Origin of the sequence: Burkholderia ubonensis subsp. mesacidophila (genome assembly GCF_002097715.1) — a bacterium.
GTDB lineage: Bacteria > Pseudomonadota > Gammaproteobacteria > Burkholderiales > Burkholderiaceae > Burkholderia > Burkholderia mesacidophila.
Genome location: NZ_CP020737.1, coordinates 1,652,174 through 1,669,509 on the forward strand (window position 1 = coordinate 1,652,174; position 17,336 = coordinate 1,669,509).

Consider the following 17,336-nt stretch of genomic DNA (forward strand, 5'->3'; position numbering starts at 1 on the left):
GTCGATGGTCGGCGGCGTTCAGGCACCGGGCGCCGTATCAATCCGACGTCGCATTGAACACGTCACCGCCGAACGTCTGCAACCCGTTCGCATTCGCGAAGCCCAGATGCGGCACCCCCAGCAGATCCTCGACGCTGCGCAGCAGCGCATAGTGGTTGTACGGCGTGTTGCTGACCGTACCGGGCCTGATCGACGGCGACAGCAGCACCGCGCCGGTCCGGCCGCCGCCCGGGCCGAGAATGCCCGGCAGCAGCGCATTCGGTCCGGGCGTCTCGCCGCAGCACGCGCTGGTGTCGCTGGTGCCGGCCTCGTCGAACGTGATGACGATCAGGCCGTCCTGCTGGTACGCGGGCGAGTTCATGATCTTCGGAATCAGCGTCTGCAGGAACTGGTCGACCGACGCGAGGCCGCCCGCGCTGCCGTCCGCGCACGGGCTGTCGTGGCCGTCATGGCACAGGTTCGGCGTGATGAACGCGTAGCTCGGTGTCGTCGACACGCTCTGCAGGTCCGCGTCGAGCTGCGACAGGTTGACGACGTGACTGCCGCAGCCGGCCGGATCGTCGATCACGGCGTGGAAGTACATGAACGGATCGTGGCGCACGGCGTAGTTGTCCGTGGCCGTCGCCTTCTGCGTCGTGTCCTGCGCGTTCAGCGCCGGATGCGCGCAGACCGTGCCGCCGTCGCGTGCCGGGTCGTTGCCCATGTCTTCCATGTAGCCCTTCCACGCGAGTCCCGCGGCCTGCAGCTGGTTGCCGATCGTGAACACGTTGGGCGGCAGCACGCAGCCGAGGCCGGCGACTTGCCCGTTGCCGTCGAGCGCGGTGCTGCCGAGCCAGTCCGTATAGAACTGGCAGTCGGCTTGCGTTTGCGGATTCGGCGCTTGCCCGCTCACCATCGCAATGTAGTTGTCGAGGCTGTTGTGGCCGATCCCGTAGTACTGCGTGAGCAGCGCGCCCTGCGCGGGCAGCGTGCGGGCGAGGTAGGGCGCGGCGGAAGTCGGCCCGAAGGTCGTGTCGTAGCCTTCGTTTTCGAGCGCGACGATGAAGATGTGCTTCGGCGGTTTCGGCGCGCCCGCGCGGTCGCCGGCGAGTGCGCTCGCCGAAGGGGACGCGTCCGGGCCGTTGCCGGAGCATGCGGCGAGCAGCAGCGCGGCGAACACGAACAGCGCGCGCGTGATGAAGATGCGGAGATTCATGATGGAACGCTCGGTGCGAGTGAGGCGGCAGGCCGTCAAGGTTTGGGAAAGCCGAGCGACGCGGCCAGCGTCGCGAGCTGGTCGATGCCGGGAATGCCGCTCGTGACGGCGCCCAGGCAGGCGCCGCCGAACGGCCCGGGCGGCACGTCGAACAGCGGCCCGCTCGTATCGAGTGGCGACGTGAAGTCGAGCGCGTACGCGAGGTTGTTCGTATCGCTCGCGGTGCTGCGCACGCCGAGCGGGTCGAGCCCGAAGCGCCACATCAGGAATTGGTGGATCGAGCTCGGATCGAATGCCCAACTGCTGATCGCGCCGCGTTTCGCACGCGGCCCGATCAGCACGAGCGGCACGCGAAAGCCGAGCAAGCCGTCGTTGCCGAGCTCGGATTCGGCGTACGAGACCGGCCGCTTGAACGGCGGCACGTGATCGAAGAAGCCGCCCCACTCGTCGTAGGTCACGATCAGCAGCGTGCGGCTCCATGCGGGGCTCGTGCGAACCGCCGTGTAGATCGTGTCGAGGAAGGCCTGGCCGTTGCGGATGTCGGACACCGGGTGGTCGTCGCCGGACAGGCCCTGCGATTCGCCGGCGAAGCGCGGATCGATCATCGAGAACGCGGGCAGCGCGCCTGCGGCCGCTTCCGCCAGAAATGCGGCGAACGGCTGGGAATTGCCGAGGTTGCGCGCGCCGTAGAGCGCGGTGAACGGCACGTCGCTGTAGTAGTACGTCGACGGAATGCCTTTCGCGTTGAAGCGGTCGAAGATCGTCGGGAGCTGGCAGATCGTGGAATCGTTGACGAGCCGGTCCGTTTCGCCGGACATCAGGTAGAGGCGGTTCGGATAGGTCTCCGCGAGAATCCCGCAGTGATAGCTGTCGCAGATCGTCCAGTTCTGCGCGCAACCGGCGAAGAACGGCAGGTCGGCCGCCGTGTAATAGCCGATCGGGAACAGGTCGCCTTGCGTCTTGCTGGTGTCCGGCGTCATCAGCCAGCCGTCCATCTTGCCGCCGTCGAGCTGGATGCGTCCGCCGTCGTAGCTGTGGTCCGGGTCGGCCTTGCTGCATGCCTGGTAGCCATAGCCCGGGGTCGTCGCGAGCGGGAACGAGCTTTGGGTCTGGCCGAACGCATCCTTGAACTGCAGTCCGGCCTGACGGCCGTTCGCGCCCGGCACCCAGCCGAGGTAGTGGTCGAACGAGCGGTTTTCCATCACGACGAGTACGACGTGGTCGATGCCGGTCGTGGACGGCAATGGCAGGGTCGGCCGTGCGGCGCTCTGCGCGGCGAGGGCGCTCGCGGCGGCGGTGCTGCTGCCGTCGCTCGTGCCGCCGCACGCGCCGAGCGTGGCGGTGGCGGTGAGCGCGACGCCGCCTTGCAGCAGGCGGCGACGATGTGGGCTGAATGGGCGATTGAAGCGGGACACGTTTATTCTCCGGGCGGCCAGTGGGTCGATGAAAGCGGGGTTGGCGCGCGATCGGGCCGGAGTATCGGCAGCATTTGTGACAGACCGATGTAGCGGATTCGTCGGCGGAAAGGCGTGCCGTGCGCGGGTCGCGCTGTACGCTCACTTGGTGCTGTAAGCCCGTGCGACGGTGCGACGTGGCAGTGCCGGAGAGGTGTAAGCGCCGGCGCGTCCGGTTGAAATTGATTTGGTATGCAAATGAAAGGGGGTTGTTGAATTAGAGGGGTTGGTCGAATGCATCGCGGGTGAGGCGGCTTGACATCGTCGTGACGTTGAGGGGAGGGGCGGTGGGTGCGTCGCAGGTTGCCCGCCGTGCGTCGTGGTTGAGGCGAGTGTGGCTGCTGCCGAGCATCGACAGACCAGCCGGTCGTCGGGATTTCACGACGGCGCCTGACGGCAGAATCCCTTGTCGCCAGACTCGGCCGTCCGCGTCGGCGCGTCATCATCGACAGCGCGCTGAATGGTGAGGTACTAAGACAAGTACTAAAGTGCTTTGAATTTGTATGGGACAAGGGGTAATTGAATCCGTCACCCGAAAAAAATCAAAGTTGTTCGAGCAACATGTCGGTCTGGTAACCGACGGCCGAATGCGGCGCGGTTGTGTGTTGAAGGACCCGAGCCCGCCTGAGCGGCAGTAGCGTGGCAGAATCGCGTGTGCGACGCAGAAAGCGGCCCATCGCCGCAACAATTCAGGAAGTATGCGGACGCATCGAACTCGGGTGAATAAAACAATAGTGAGGAATGCCACCCCATGCCTGACTGGCTCAATCGAGTCTGGAGAATGGCCACATCCGTGGGGCCTGCCGCATGGCCGCTCACGGCCGGCGTTGCGTTGCTGGCGGTGCTCAGCTGTACGCCTTCCGCTGAGACGCTGCTGTCGCCGCTCGACCGTCTGTACTGGAATCTGGTTGCAACCGGCGTCGATTATGGCGAGCGCGACGATGTCGTCGTCATCTCGATCGACAAGAAGACGATCGCCGAACTGGGCGGCGGCGCGAGCTATGCACGTACGTCCCATGCGCAGGTGCTCGATCGTCTCGGCGGCGCATCGGGCGTCGTGCTCGACATGACGATGTTCAGCTCGGCGCGCGGCGACGATGCGCTCGCGGCCGCGATCGCGCGGCAAGGGCGCGTCGTGCTGCCCGCCCACGTGTCACCGGAGGGCACGCGCGCCGACGCCGTGCTGCTGCCCGCGCCGCAGTTGCGCGACGCGGCGGCGGCCGTCGGCCAGCGCAGCATCGTGCTCGGCAGCGACCATCTGGTGCAGGGCATCGTGCCGTACGTCCGGGCGGACAATTCGGACGACGAGCTGCCGCATGTCGCGCTGCAGGCGATTCGCGTCGCGGGCGCGCCGCTGCCGGCCGGCGACGTGCGCCTTCACGTGCAGGATCACGTGTCCAGGCTGGGGCACGTCGAAGCGCGCTCGCTCGCGCTGTTCTTGCCGGCACGCTTCGACCTCGATCGCTATTCGTACGTCGACGTGCTGAAGGGGCGCATTCCCGAGTCGGCGTGGCGCGACCGCATCGTCTTCATCGGCGACACGATGTCGGATCTGTCCGGTGTGTACGACCTGTCGACGTCGGAGGGCGGACGGCTGCGGCGCGTCGAGGTCGATGCGCTGGTGACGCAGGCGCTGCTCCACGGTCACATCCTGTGGCGCGAGTCGACGGCGGTCCAGGCCGTCGTCAGCATCGCGGTCGCGACGGGGATGCTGCTGATCTGCATGCTGGTGCCGGGCTGGCGCATGTACGCATTCGCGATCGGGTGGCTGGCCGCGTTCGTCGCCGCCGAATGCGTGCTGCTCGTGCATTGGTCATACTGGGCGCCGCTCGGGCCGTTGCTCGCCGTATGCGTATTGATTTTCGCGGTTTGCGGCTGGCGGCGCGCCGCCAGCTTGCGGACGTTCCTGCTGAACGAATACGGAATGCTGCGCGGGCTTGCCGGCAAGCATGCGTTCGTCGGCTTGCCGCACGCGGCGGACGCCGATGCCGCGGACGAAGTCGAGATCGCGATGCAGCGGATTCGCGCGTGGCAGACGGCCTATGTCGACATGATCGAGACGCTGCCTTATCCGATCTTCGTCGAACAGCACGGCAAGATGCTGATGTGCAATGCGCGCGGCCGGGCGATGCTGGAGACGCTCGACGCCGACGCCGACGGCGACGCGGCGGTGCGGCGCGTGCTGTCGATCGTGCGCGACGAAGTGCTGACCGCGAAGGCGACCGGCAAGATTCACTCGGCCGAGCTGGCGCTGAACGGGCGCACGCAGATGATGATGGTGACGCCGTTCGGCGATGGCGACCGGCACAGTTCGACCGCGAGCATGATCTGCCTCGTCGATATCCACAACATCAAGGCCGCGGTCGAAAGCGACCGGCTGACGCTGCGGCACATGGCGCACGACCTGCGCAACCCGCTGTCGACGGTGCTGTCGCTGCTCGAGGAGCGCAACCAGGCCGACGGCACGACCGACGAGGATTTCCTGGCCGACCTGCACAAGCTCGTCGACTACAGCTTGCGCGTCGCGCAGGATTTCACGCAGTTGTCGCGCGCCGAGCATCTGGACACGCGCGCTTACGTGCCGGTGTCGGCGAACGATCTGGCGACGGAAGCGGTCGATCAGATCTGGCACAGTGCGAACGGGAAGCGAATCCGCGTCGAGGGCCCGCATTACGACGGCGACGACGTGTTCGTGCTCGGCAATCGCGACATGCTGTTGCGCGCGTTGACGAACCTGCTCGACAACGCGATCAAGTACTCGGCCGAGGAGACGGCCGTCGACGTGTGGATCGACGCCGACGACCGGCAGGTTGCGGTGGCGGTGCAGGACCAGGGGATCGGCATCCCGGCCGACGCGATGCCGCGGCTGTTCGAGCCGTTCTTTCAGGTCGACGGCATGTATCGCGACGCGAGTCGCGGGGTCGGCCTCGGGCTGCCGTTCGTGAAGGCGGTGATCGAGCGCCACGGCGGATCGGTCGACGTGACGTCGACGCCGGGGCAGGGCAGCCGCTTCACCGTGCGTTTGCCGAGAACCGCTGCGGAATTGCTCGACGACGCGTGACCGGAGGAGGGCCGGAACGGCGGCGCGGGCGCGCGTTTCGTTGAAGTCGGGCAGGGATCGAAACCGGGTTGATGGAAGGCCGGGGCCTGTATGGCACGGGGTCCGGCCTTTTTGCGTTCGGGCGCGGCGCTCGTCACGACACGGCGGACGCCGGGGCCGGACAGGTCGTCGAAGGGCGCGGCGTTTGCGCCGTTCGAACGCGGGGCAGGGCGAAATTGATGCAAGGCCGATAGCGGCGTTGGCGCGTTGCACGTGACGACGCGCGGGATTCGTGCCTGCGGCGATGTGGCGACGGCTCGCCGGCCCGGGCTTGCCGGTGATCGAGCGCATCGTTTGGCGCGTTCGCATGCAGGCTCGGCGGCGTGTAGATGCCGGCACGGACACACATCGTCGGCGTCCGCGCCGTAAACGAAAACGCCCTCGCACGAGGCGAGGGCGATACCGGCATCAGCCGTTGTGCATAAGGAGACGCGGGTTTCACATCGGCCGGGGCGCCGCGACAGCGCCGCCGGCCGGACCTGGCAGGTTGTTCGGCTTACTCCTTGTGCTCCTCCCATGCCTGGTCCCATGCGGTGCCCTTGCCCGGCTCGTAAGCCCACGCCGCCATCGAGCACCAGTTGGTGTACGGGAACGGCTTGCAGCGGTACAGCTTGCCGTTGTTGGAGACGACGTCGCCGGCGTTGTACTTCGTACCTTCCTTGTACTGCGGGTGAGTGCCGCCGCCGTTGCCGCCACCTTCGCCACCGCCGTTACCGCCGTTGCCGCCGCCTTCGCCGCCACCGTTGCCGCCTTCGCCGTCACCGTAGAGCGTCCATGCGTCGTTCCACGCGAAGCCCTTGCCGGGTTCGTACGCCGTCGGCGCGCCCGAGCACCAGCCGCTGTTCGGGAACGGCTTGCACTGGTACAGCTTGCCGAGGTTCGACACGATGTCGCCGGCGTTGTACTGCGTGCCGGCCTTGTACGCCGGGTATTTGCCGCCTTCGCCGCCGCCGTTGCCGCCGCCGCCTTCGCCGCCGCCGCCGCCCGCATCCTTGGCCTTCACGAGGACCGCGTGCTTCGCGGTGCTCGACAGCTTGCCGTCGCTGACCGTGACCGAGAACGTGAACGACTGGTCCTTCGCGAGTTCGGGCGCGGTGAAGCTCAGCGTCGCGCCGTTCGGCGTCGCGTTGATGCCGGTCGGGACGTTCCACTTGAAGCTCAGCTTGTCGCCGTCCGGGTCGGTCGATTTCTCGGCCGACAGCGTCACGGCCTGGCCGGCTTCCACCGTTGCCGGGCCGCCGAGGTGCGCGACCGGCGGACGGTTTTCCGCAGGCGGCGGCTCGACCGTCGCCTCCGCCTGCGCGGTTACGACGACCTGCGCCGTATCCTTCAGGCCGGCCGGGTCGGTGACCGTCACGCGGAACGTGTACTTCGTGTCCTGCTTGACCGACGGAACGTCGACGCTCGCCTTCGCGCTCGTCGCATTGGCGAGCTTCAGCGGATCGCCGCCGACCTGTTCCCACTTGAAGCTGAGCTTTTCGCCGTCGGGATCGCGCGACTTCGACGCGTCGAGCGTCACCGTCTGCGGCCCGGTGACCGTCATGTCGGCGCCCGCGTTCGCGACCGGCGGATGGTTCTCCGCACCGCCGCCGCCTTCGTCGCCGTGGCCGAGGCCCTTGTGCATCGCATTCAGGATGTCGCCGTTGTCCGCGTCGATTTCCCACGAGAACAGGCCGCCCAGTTGATGCGCGCGCACGTAGTCGCCCTTCGCGAGGACCGAACGCTCGTCGTCGAACGTGAGGAGTTCGCCGGTGCTCTTGTTGAAGACGTATGGCGCTTCGGCCGTCTGGTCATAGTGATATTCGTAGCCGTTGATGCCGGCGTTGTTCGGCCCGATCATCTCCGACTTGAGTTTCTTGTAGTCGAGGATGCCCGGTTCCCACTGGCCCTTGTGCGGCCCCGTCGCCGTGCCGGTGAACGGATTGCCGTCGGCATAGCCGTGCACGCCGTTCCAGCCGCGGGCATACGCCGCCGCGCCGACGACGAGCTTCTTCGGATCGACGCCCTGCTCGAGAAGCGCAGCGATCGAGTTGTCCGTCGTGTACGCGGTGTCCGGCTTCCAGTTCGGCGCGTACAGCGCGGTTTGATGACCCAGCTCCGTCAGACTGAACGCACCGTAGTAGTCGTACGTCATGTCGAAGATGTAGTCCATGTACTTCGTGGCTTCCTTGTAGTTCACCACGTCGATCTTGTCCTTGCCCGCGCCGATCGCCGACGTCAGCTCGTAGGTCCTGCCGGTTTCCTGCGACAGCTTGTCGAGCATCTGACGCAGTTCCTTCATCAGCGTCACGTACAGCGGGCCGTCCTTCACCGGATCGCCGAGCGACGGGTTCACGCCCTTGCCGCCCGGGAATTCCCAGTCGATGTCGACGCCGTCGAAGAACTTCCACGTGCGCAGCAGTTGCTCGGTCGAATCGACGAACACCTTGCGCTTCGCCTGATCGTGCATCTGGAAGAACGGGTCGGACAGCGTCCAGCCGCCGATCGACGGCAGGATCTTCAGGTTCGGGTTGCGCTTCTTCGCGGCCATCATCTGGCCGAGCACGCCCTTGAGCTTCGAATTCGCGGTCTGGCCCGGCAACGTCTTGGCCATCTCGCCATAGGTGTCGTGGATCGCGACGCTGTAATCGGGCAGGCCCTTGCAGCTTTGCACCAGCGTGTTGAACGAGCCCGGCAGGTCCTTCGCGAGCGATGCGTTCACGTCCGCGCCGCCGCAGATCGGGATGAAGCCGTACAGCATGTGCGTGAGGTTCTCGACCGGCACGTTGTCGACGTTGAACTTGCGGTCGTAGATCGACCAGCTCGCGAAGTACGTGCCGACCACCGAACCGGACGTGTTCGCATACGGTTTGTTGGTCTTGCTTGCGTTGTTCGGCAGGTCGTCCGCGAGCTCGGGAATCGTGTCGAACACGACCACGTCGAGCGGCGCGCTGTCGGTCCACGCGCCGTTGGCGTCGATCACGCGCACCTGCATCTTCTTCACGCCGGGCGTCTTCACGTTCGCGATCACCTGGCTGCTTTGCGTGCCGCCGGGCGTCATCCTGACCTCGGACGCGGGATCGACGACGCCGTTGACCACCGCGACCGCCTTCACGGCGGTGCCGTTGCTCCAGATGTCGAACGGCAGCGGCACGTCGACCTTCTTGTTCAGCTTGACGATGTCCTTGTACGGCGCGACGCCTGCCTTCTGCATGTCGATCTCGACGAAGCCGTGCGGCTGCGACGTGATTTCGTACTGCTTCAGGCTGGGTTTTCCCGGCGCGGCCAATGCGGCGTTCGCGAAGCTCAGTGCGCTGGCCGCCGCGAGTGCGGCATAGGCAACGTGCGCACGACGTAGCGAGCGGCGGCGGATCACGATGTTGGGAGTGCGTTTATGCGATTTCAATTTGATAGCCATCCATCCTTGTGTTGAAAAAGAGTACCGGGGAAGCGAGCACATTCTTTTTCCTGGGCGGAATGGCGGCAACGAATCTCAATGCAATCTAAACGCGGGCCGTGTGAACACGGTGTGCGTAAAAGCAGGCGTCGTACGGGGAGCGCGACGCATCTTTGAGAGATTGTTTAGGAAGGTACGCCGATGCGCGGCGCCTGACGATACTGCACTCAGCGTTTCGTCAGCAGAACATGCGTCACGCAAATTCCGGCGGTCGCTCGCGATTCGCCTAACGAGGCAACCACCATTCAACTCTCAACCAAACGGAATCAGATGAGAACCCGAACAGCGAAAAAGACCCTCTTCACCCTGTCGCCGCTCGTGGCCTGCGCGTCGATGTTCTTCGCGCAAGCCGCATTTGCCCATGGCTACCTGTCGGAGCCGCCGTCGCGCAACCTGCTGTGCAGCGCGAAGTCGGGCAAGATCGAAAACTTCAACTGCGGTTCGGTCGCCTATGAACCGCAAAGCGTCGAAGGCAAGCAGGGCTTCCCGGCAGCCGGCGCGCCGGATGGCGAGATCGCGAGCGGCGGCGTGACGCAGTTCAGCGAACTCAACGAGCAGTCCGTCGATCGCTGGAAGATCACCGACATCAAGCCGGGTGCGCAGAAGTTCAAGTGGACGTTCACCGCGCCGCACGTGACGAAGGAATTCAAGTACTACCTGACGAAGCAGGGCTGGAATCCGAACGCGAAGCTCACGCGTGAGCAGTTCGACCTGACGCCGTTCTGCACGGTCGACGGCGGGATGAAGAAAGCCGACGAGATCGGCCCGCACGGCTGCACGATTCCGTCGGACAAGAAGGGCCATCACGTGATGCTGACGACGTGGCACGTCGGCGATACGGCCGGCATGTTCTACAACGTCGCCGACCTGAACATCACCGACGCCGGCGGCCCGGTCGATCCGGGCAAGCCGAACTGGTCGACGGTCGGCAGCATCGCGCCGACGATGGACCTGAAGACCGGCGACAAGGTCACGAACCGCGTGTTCAAGTCGGGCGGCGAAGTGCCGTCGATGAAGACCACGGTGACGATCGGTTCGGCGCAGCAGGGCGAACGCAACATGTGGCCGATGCTGCTCGCGAAGGAAATCAACCGCACGCAGGCGGCGAACCTGATCGCCGGCGTCGAGCGCGACGGCCGCATCGAGCCGGCGCTCGGCAAGAACGATGTGTTCTCGAAGAGCACCAGCGGCATCGTGCGCACCGAAACGACGATCGATCACCAGCCGGAAGGCGGCATCGACGAAGGCTTCAGCATCTCGAACAACGGCGAGTTCAAGATCCAGAACGGCAAGGCGACCGCGAAGTTCTTCCTGAAGTTCAACCATGCGAAGGACACGAACGTCACCGTGAAGGTCTACGACGCGTCGAACTCGCTGGTCGGCTCGAAGTCGTCGACGATGCGCATGCAGGGCGACGTGAACGTCGATATCGCGAACGCGAAGGCGGGCAACCATACGGCCGTGGCGACCTCGCAGATCGACGGCGGCACGCTGAAGCAGGAAACCACCACGTTCAAGCTGACCGGCGAATCGGGCGGCGGCGAAGGCGCGCAGTGCCAGACCGCATGGAAGCAGGGCACGGCCTACACGGGCGGCGCGAAGGTGCAGCACGGCGGCAGCACGTACGAGGCGCGCTGGTGGACCCAGAACGAGGTCCCGGGCAATCCGGCATCGACGGGCGCCGACCATACCGGCAAGGTGTGGAAGGACCTCGGCGCTTGCAGCAAGTAACGACCTGAAAGCGGACCTGAAAACGGACCTGAATAGGCGCTGAGGCGAGCCGCACGCAGCAATGCGTGCGGCTCTTTTATTTGCGGCGCGAGCGCGAATCGACCGATTGAAACCTTCGTTGATATTTCGTTGATGAAAGTGGTGGCGTTTTCCTCCCCCCCGGAAAATGACGTCATCGATCAGCGCTTTCCTTCAATCGAACCAGCATCCCCGAAAGCGCCTCATTCACCTGCCGTCTGCAACACGACGGCCCCCGGCCGCGACGCCGCGCCGGGATCTCTACAGAGGGAAAACGACGTGAAACAGAATTATCGGAAATGGACGAAGCGCCGCGGCCAGCAGGGTTTTACGCTGCTCGAGCTGCTGGTCGTGCTGCTGATCATCGCGCTCCTGGCCGGCTATGTCGGTCCGAAGCTGTTTTCGCAGGTCGACAAGGCAAAGGTCAAGTCGACGGAAGCGCAGATGAAGACGCTGGGCGACGCGGTCACGCAATTCCGGCTCGACACGGGGCGTTATCCGACGGCCGACGAAGGGCTCGATGCGCTGGTCGCGCAGCCGCAACGCAGCGACGGCTGGAACGGCCCGTATCTCGCGAAGGCCGTGCCGAAGGACGGCTGGGGCCGCGCGTACCAGTGGAACGTGCCGGGCCGCGAAGGCGAGGCGGAGATCGTGTCGCTCGGGCGGGACGGTCGTGTTGGCGGGAGCGGCATCGATGCGGACCTCGTCTACGGCATGTAAGGGTCTGCGCCGCTGGATCGCGGCGGTGGCGCTGTTCGCCACCTGCGCATCCGGCGCCGCGGCCAAGGATTGCTGGACCCGGGCGGGCGATCGGCATGGCATCGATCCGTTGCTGCTGGTCGCGATCGCGAAGGTGGAATCCGCGCTGAATCCGCGCGCGATAAACCGGAACCGGAACGGCACCTACGACATCGGGCTGATGCAGATCAACAGTTCGCATCTGCCGCGTCTCGTCAAGGTCGGCGTGACGCACAAGCGGCTGATCGACGAACCCTGCACGTCGATCGACACCGGCGCATCGATTCTCGCGGGATTCATCGACCGGCACGGCTACACCTGGAACGCGGTCGGCGCGTATAACGCCGGGTCGTCGACGAAACGCGAGCCCGCACGCAAGGCTTACGCGACCAAGGTCTGGCGCGAGTACCGCGCGTTGACGAGCGATCGCGACGCGAGCCTCGCGATGCTCGATGAATGGCGGAGGTAGCGATGGAGGCATTTCGGGTACGCGTGCTCGCCGACGGCAAGGTCACGCAGCAGGCGGTCGAGGCAGCAAGCGAGACGGAAGTGCGCGCGCGGTTCGCGCAGAAGGGCGGTGTCGTGCTCGAGGTCCGGCGCGCTGCCCGCTTCGGGCGCCGCCGGGCGGCGCCGAAGTTCGCGCTGGCGCTGTTCCTGCAGGAACTGTCGACGCTGCTCGACGCGGGCCTCGTGCTGATCGAGGCGCTCGAAGCACTGCGCGACAAGGCGGATTCGGGCAAGGACGCGAAACACGTGATCGACCGGATTCTCGCGGTGATGGTCGAGGGGCAGCCGTTGTCGAAGGCACTCGCGCAGCAGCCGGCCATTTTTCCGCCGCTGCTCGTCGCGACGATCGAATCATCGGAGGGCAGCGGCCAGTTGCCGGTTGTCCTCAAGCGTTATCAGCAATACGAAGTGCGAATCGAACAGGTTCGCAAGCGCGTCACCGGGGCGCTGATCTATCCGGCCGTCGTGATCGGCGTCGGCATCGCGATCCTGCTGTTCATGGCGTTCTTCGTGATTCCGCGTTTCGCGGTGGTGTTCGAGTCGCTCGCCACGCTGCCGGCGACGGCCCAGGCGATGCTCTGGTGGGCGACCCTGCTGCGCGAGAACGGGATGGCGGTCGGGCTCGCGGTCGCGGCGTCGTTCGCCGGCGCGGCGCTGGCGATCCGCTCGGCGGCCTTCAAGCGTGCCGCGCAGCGCCTGATGTGGCGCGCGCCGAAAGTGCGCGACATCTGCGCGCTGTTCGCGCTCACGCGGTTCTACCGGACCGTCGGCCTGCTGATCGCGGGCGGCACCCCGGCGATCGTCGCGCTGGAGCTGTCCGGCAAGGTGCTTCCCGAGCACTTTCGCGCGCGGCTCGCGGCGGCGCTGACCGAAATGCGCGCGGGCCGTCCGGTTGCGGCCGTGCTCGCCGCGCATGCGCTGACGACGTCGGTCGCCGAGCGGCTGTTGCGCGTGGGCGAACAGAGCGGCGACCTCGGCGGGATGTGCGAGCACATTGCGCAGTTTCACGACGGCGCGCTCGATCGCGCCATCGAGATGCTGAGCAAGGTGTTCGAACCGGTGCTGATGCTTGCGGTGGGCGCGACAGTCGGCGCGGTGGTCCTGCTGCTCTACATGCCGATTTTCGAATTGGCCGGCAGCGTCGGATAGCGATCCAGGCATTCGCGATCCGGCTGTCCAACTGGAGAAAACTCAATGAATACGGAACACATCGTTCAACGCTGGCAGTCGGAATCCGAGGCATCGGGCGTCGGCTTCGCGCAATACGTCGACGGCCTGCTGGGCGCCGATGCGACGCGGCTCGCGGAAGCGGCCGCCTGCCTCGGCATCGGCGCGGTCGACGCGGATGCGCTGCGTGCGGCGCCGACGCGCTTCGACCTGCTGCCGCTGCACGACGCGCTGACCTGGCGCGTGCTGCCGGTCGAGCTCGACGGCGCACCGTGCGTGGTCGTTGCCGATCCGTTCGCCCGCCATGTGCGCGACGAGCTGCTCGCGCGCTTCGGCGCGCGGCCGGTCGAACTGGCCATGAGCGTGCGGGGCGAAGTCGAGCGGCTGCTCGGCGACATCGAGTCGAACGAGCGGCTGATGGACGACGTGACGATCGATACGCAGGGCGATTCGCTCGCGCAGGCAATCGAGTCGATCTCGCTCGCGAGCATCGCGAAGGACGAAAGCCCGATCATCCGGCTCGTCAACACGACGCTCTATGACGCGCTGCAGAGCCGCGCCAGCGATATCCATCTCGAAGCGGTGCCGGACGGCCTGTCGATCCGCTACCGGATCGACGGCGTGCTGCAGTCGATCCGTCACATTCCGGGGCTCGAGGCGGCCGCGCAGACGATGTCGCGTCTCAAGGTGCTCGCCGCGCTCGACATCGCGGAGAAGCGCGTGCCGCAGGACGGCCGTTTCAAGGTCGTGATGCAGGGCCGCGAGATCGATTTCCGAGTGTCGATCATTCCCGGCACCTACGGCGAAAACGTGGTGATGCGCGTGCTGGACAAGTCGCAGCGCGGCGACAGCGTGAGCCTCGACGTGCTCGGCTTCGATGCGCAGACGGCGCGGCGCGTGCGTTCGCTCGCGCATCGCCCGTACGGGCTGATGCTCGTGACGGGGCCGACCGGCAGCGGCAAGTCGACGACGCTGTACGCGGTGCTGTCGGAAGTCAACACGGGCGATGACAAGATCATCACGATCGAGGACCCGGTCGAATACGAGCTGAAGGGCGTGCTGCAGATTCCGGTCAACGAGCGCAAGGGGCTCACGTTCGCGCGCGGGCTGCGCTCGATCCTGCGACACGACCCGGACACGGTCATGGTCGGCGAGATCCGCGACGAGGAGACCGCGTCGATCGCCGTGCAATCGGCGCTTACCGGCCACCGCGTGCTGTCGACCGTCCATGCGAACGACGGGTTCAGCGTGATCGACCGCTTCATCTACATGGGCGTCGAGCCGTCGACGTTTCTCGAAGCGCTGAACGGCGTCGTATCGCAGCGCCTGGTGCGGCGGATCTGCGCGCGTTGCGGCGGCACGGCGGCGGACGGCGCCGACCTGCGCGACGCGTCGCTCGACGAACTGAAGCGCGTGGTCATGCCCGGCGCGGGCTGCGAGACGTGCCGCGGCACCGGCTACCACGGCCGGATCGGGCTCGCGGAAGTGCTGACGCTCGACGCGGCGATGAAGGCCGCGTTGCTCGAGCGTTCGATCGAGAAGCGTGCGCAGGCGCTCGCGGACAACGCCGACTATCAGTCGATGCGCGAAGCGGGGCTGGCGGCGATTCGCGCGCGGCTGACGACATTCCAGGAGGTGCAACGTGCGATCGCCGTGGAATAACGTCGTCGCGGTGCTCGACGCCGACACGCTGCGCGTGTGGACGGGCCACGGCTGGCGCGCGGGGGCGCCGCACGCCGTCGTCGCGCACGCGGGCCTGCCCGGCGAAGCGCTGGCGCAGGTGCTGGGCGGCCTGCCGAAGGCGCGCCTGCCGATGTGCAACCGCGTGCATGTTGTCGCCGGGCATCCGTGGACGCATGGCGTCGTGCTGCCGTGGCAGGACGGGCTGGTGTCGGACGCCGCCTGGGACGGCTATGCGCGCGCGCTGTTCGCCGCCCGCGCGCAGCGCGGTGCGCTGCAGATCCGTATCGAGGCCGGGCCGCGCGGCCGCGCGCGCCTGGCGGTGGCGGCCTGCGACACGTTGCTCGCGTCGCTCGCGGCAGTGAGCCGCGCGGCCGGCTGGCGGCTCGTCAGCGTGCGCGATGCGCTGTCGGCCTCGCTCGACCTGCACGCGGGCCGCCTGAGCGGCGACGACTATCGCTACGCGCTGCTGCAGCCGCGCGTCGTCACCTGCGTGTTTCGCCGCGCCGGCGAGTGGGCCGACATGGTCACGCTGCCGCGTGCTGGCGACCGGCGGCTCGACGACTGGTTCGCCGCGGCGGCGCTGATGGCCGGGCAGCCGCTTGCCGGCGCGGCCTTCGCGAGTGCGCTCGATGGGGCGCTGCCGGCCGCGGAAGGCGTCACGCTGCTCGACGGCGGCCTGGATGACGTGCCCGTGCGCGAGCCGGGGGAACCGGCATGAAACGTCTGAACGAACTGGATTTCGCGGCGCCGCGCGCGCGCGTCACGCCGTGGGCGGCTGTCGCATTGTGCTGCGCGTTGCTGACCGGCGCGTTCGCCGCGAGCGAGTGGTCGCGCGTCGACCAGCTGCGCGACGAGGTCGATGGCATCGAAAGCCGCATCGACCAGCGCAAGCGCGCGATCGAGCGCGAGCAGCGCCGGCAGAAGAACATGACGCCGGAGCAGCGCCGCATCGAACGCGTGCTCGCCGAGCAGAAGACGAGTGCGACAGGCTCGGGGCTGTCGGTGGTCGACTGGATCGAGCATGCGTGGACGCCGCAGATCGCGCTGAAGTCGCTGACGGTCGACAAGGCCGGCCGCGAGGCGCGCATCGAAGGCGGCGCGGCGGACCTGTCGCACATCTACATCTTCGTCGACCGCCTGAACGACCGTCACCCGGATCGCAAGATCGGCCTGCTGCAGCACCGCACGAAAGCGGAGGACGGCAAGAACATCTTTCACTTCAGCCTGAGTATCGAACACCCATGACGAACCTGAAAGCAATCGACCTGACGGCCCTTGCCGCGCGGCTGCGCTGGGGCGCCTATGCGGCGACCCGCAAGCTCGGCGTGCCGGGGCTGCTGGCGGGCGGACTGGTCGTGGCGCTGATCGGCGTGCACGCGCTCTACCTGCAGCCGGACGGCGAGCATCTCGAGGCCGAGCGCGACGCGCGCACGCAGGAACTGGCCGCGCTGCCGAAGCCGGACAAGAAGGCCGGCGATGGCGGCATGACGCTGCAGCAGGTACAGCAGTTGCGCAGCAGCGAGCAGGCGTACTCGGTTTTCCAAATCCTGTCGCAGCGCGGCATGGATCGCAAGCACGCGACTTATCGGCGTGAAGTCGAGTTGAAGGGCAAGCTGCGCCGGCTCACGATCAGCATGGCGCTGAGCGGCAGCTATGTCGGGCTGCGCGAAGCGATGCGCGAGATCGCGGACCAGCCGATGGTGCGCATCGAAGGCGTGTCGATCGAGCGCGACCGGATCGACAGCGCCAACGTGAGCGCCGATCTGCGGGTCAGCCTGCTGGGGCCGGACACATGATGCGCGCGCCTTTGATCCCGTTTGCGGCCGCGCTCGCGCTGGCCGCCGCCTGCGTCGCGGGCGGCAGCGTTGCGCAGGAGGGCGCCGGCCAGGCGCCGATCGTCGACGTGTTTCCGGCGCAGAGCTGGGCATCGCTCGGCGCGGAGCCGGCGCCCGACAACCCGGCGCCGCCGGTCGCGGAGCCCGAACCCGAACCACCGTCGCTCGACACGCCGATCGACGCGCCGCCGGTTGCGGCGGTGCCGTTCGACATCGTCGGCGAATGGCGCCAGAGTGACCCGCGCAACCAGCGCATCGTCGTGCTGGAAGGGATGGGCAGGACGTTCCTGCTGTGCGGATCGCGCTGCGGCGTACGTGACGCCGTGCTGCCGGGCGACGAGATCGCCGAAGGCTACCGGCTGAAAAAACTGGGCGAACAGGGCACGGTGATCGTGACCCGGGACAGCACCGATGTCGAGCTGTCGCCGCCCGTCCCGACCCGATGAACCCCGAATTCAACATGTGCCGAACA

General features: G+C 66.8%; 13 protein-coding genes. 10 read left to right on the top strand and 3 right to left on the bottom strand.

Annotated features, from left to right (window positions below; genetic code table 11):
* Positions 1–37 precede the first annotated feature (37 nt).
* On the bottom strand, positions 38–1,195 hold the full coding sequence (locus tag B7P44_RS07870; protein ID WP_084902543.1) for an alkaline phosphatase family protein: 1,158 nt from the start codon (positions 1,193–1,195) through the stop codon (positions 38–40).
* A gap of 35 nt (positions 1,196–1,230) precedes the next feature.
* Positions 1,231–2,610 carry an alkaline phosphatase family protein gene (locus B7P44_RS07875; protein ID WP_088511424.1) on the bottom strand — a complete coding sequence of 460 codons (1,380 nt, stop codon included), beginning with the start codon at positions 2,608–2,610 and terminating at the stop codon, positions 1,231–1,233.
* Between the two features lie 820 nt (positions 2,611–3,430).
* Here B7P44_RS07875 and B7P44_RS07880 point away from each other — a divergent pair.
* Positions 3,431–5,710: an ATP-binding protein gene (locus B7P44_RS07880; RefSeq protein ID WP_231716669.1), complete on the top strand. Its 2,280-nt coding sequence runs from the start codon at positions 3,431–3,433 to the stop codon at positions 5,708–5,710.
* Between the two features lie 535 nt (positions 5,711–6,245).
* Here B7P44_RS07880 and B7P44_RS07885 read toward each other — a convergent pair.
* Positions 6,246–9,134, bottom strand: coding sequence for a glycosyl hydrolase family 18 protein (locus tag B7P44_RS07885; protein WP_269148814.1), 2,889 nt, complete (start codon positions 9,132–9,134; stop codon positions 6,246–6,248).
* A gap of 321 nt (positions 9,135–9,455) precedes the next feature.
* Here B7P44_RS07885 and gbpA point away from each other — a divergent pair, with 321 nt between their 5' ends.
* The 9 genes from gbpA to B7P44_RS07930 all read left to right on the top strand — a co-directional run bounded on the left by gbpA (position 9,456) and on the right by B7P44_RS07930 (position 17,310).
* Positions 9,456–10,916: an N-acetylglucosamine-binding protein GbpA gene (gbpA, locus tag B7P44_RS07890; protein ID WP_084902553.1), complete on the top strand. Its 1,461-nt coding sequence runs from the start codon at positions 9,456–9,458 to the stop codon at positions 10,914–10,916.
* A gap of 297 nt (positions 10,917–11,213) precedes the next feature.
* On the top strand, positions 11,214–11,654 hold the full coding sequence (gene gspG / locus B7P44_RS07895) for a type II secretion system major pseudopilin GspG (protein WP_084902556.1): 441 nt from the start codon (positions 11,214–11,216) through the stop codon (positions 11,652–11,654).
* Complete coding sequence (locus tag B7P44_RS07900) at positions 11,629–12,141, top strand: lytic transglycosylase domain-containing protein (RefSeq protein ID WP_084902558.1); 513 nt, start codon at positions 11,629–11,631, stop codon at positions 12,139–12,141. Before gspG ends, B7P44_RS07900 begins: the two co-directional genes overlap by 26 nt.
* Positions 12,142–12,143: 2 nt before the next feature.
* On the top strand, positions 12,144–13,328 hold the full coding sequence (locus tag B7P44_RS07905) for a type II secretion system F family protein (RefSeq protein ID WP_084906513.1): 1,185 nt from the start codon (positions 12,144–12,146) through the stop codon (positions 13,326–13,328).
* 45 nt (positions 13,329–13,373) lie between these two features.
* On the top strand, positions 13,374–15,008 hold the full coding sequence (locus tag B7P44_RS07910) for a GspE/PulE family protein (protein WP_084902561.1): 1,635 nt from the start codon (positions 13,374–13,376) through the stop codon (positions 15,006–15,008).
* Positions 14,989–15,747 carry a hypothetical protein gene (locus B7P44_RS07915; RefSeq protein WP_231716670.1) on the top strand — a complete coding sequence of 253 codons (759 nt, stop codon included), beginning with the start codon at positions 14,989–14,991 and terminating at the stop codon, positions 15,745–15,747. The genes B7P44_RS07910 and B7P44_RS07915 overlap by 20 nt, the downstream gene beginning before the upstream one ends.
* On the top strand, positions 15,744–16,274 hold the full coding sequence (locus B7P44_RS07920; protein WP_084902564.1) for a hypothetical protein: 531 nt from the start codon (positions 15,744–15,746) through the stop codon (positions 16,272–16,274). The genes B7P44_RS07915 and B7P44_RS07920 overlap by 4 nt, the downstream gene beginning before the upstream one ends.
* Positions 16,271–16,825: a sulfite exporter TauE/SafE family protein gene (locus tag B7P44_RS07925; protein WP_084902566.1), complete on the top strand. Its 555-nt coding sequence runs from the start codon at positions 16,271–16,273 to the stop codon at positions 16,823–16,825. Before B7P44_RS07920 ends, B7P44_RS07925 begins: the two co-directional genes overlap by 4 nt.
* On the top strand, positions 16,822–17,310 hold the full coding sequence (locus B7P44_RS07930) for a hypothetical protein (protein ID WP_084902569.1): 489 nt from the start codon (positions 16,822–16,824) through the stop codon (positions 17,308–17,310). Before B7P44_RS07925 ends, B7P44_RS07930 begins: the two co-directional genes overlap by 4 nt.
* Positions 17,311–17,336 lie beyond the last annotated feature (26 nt).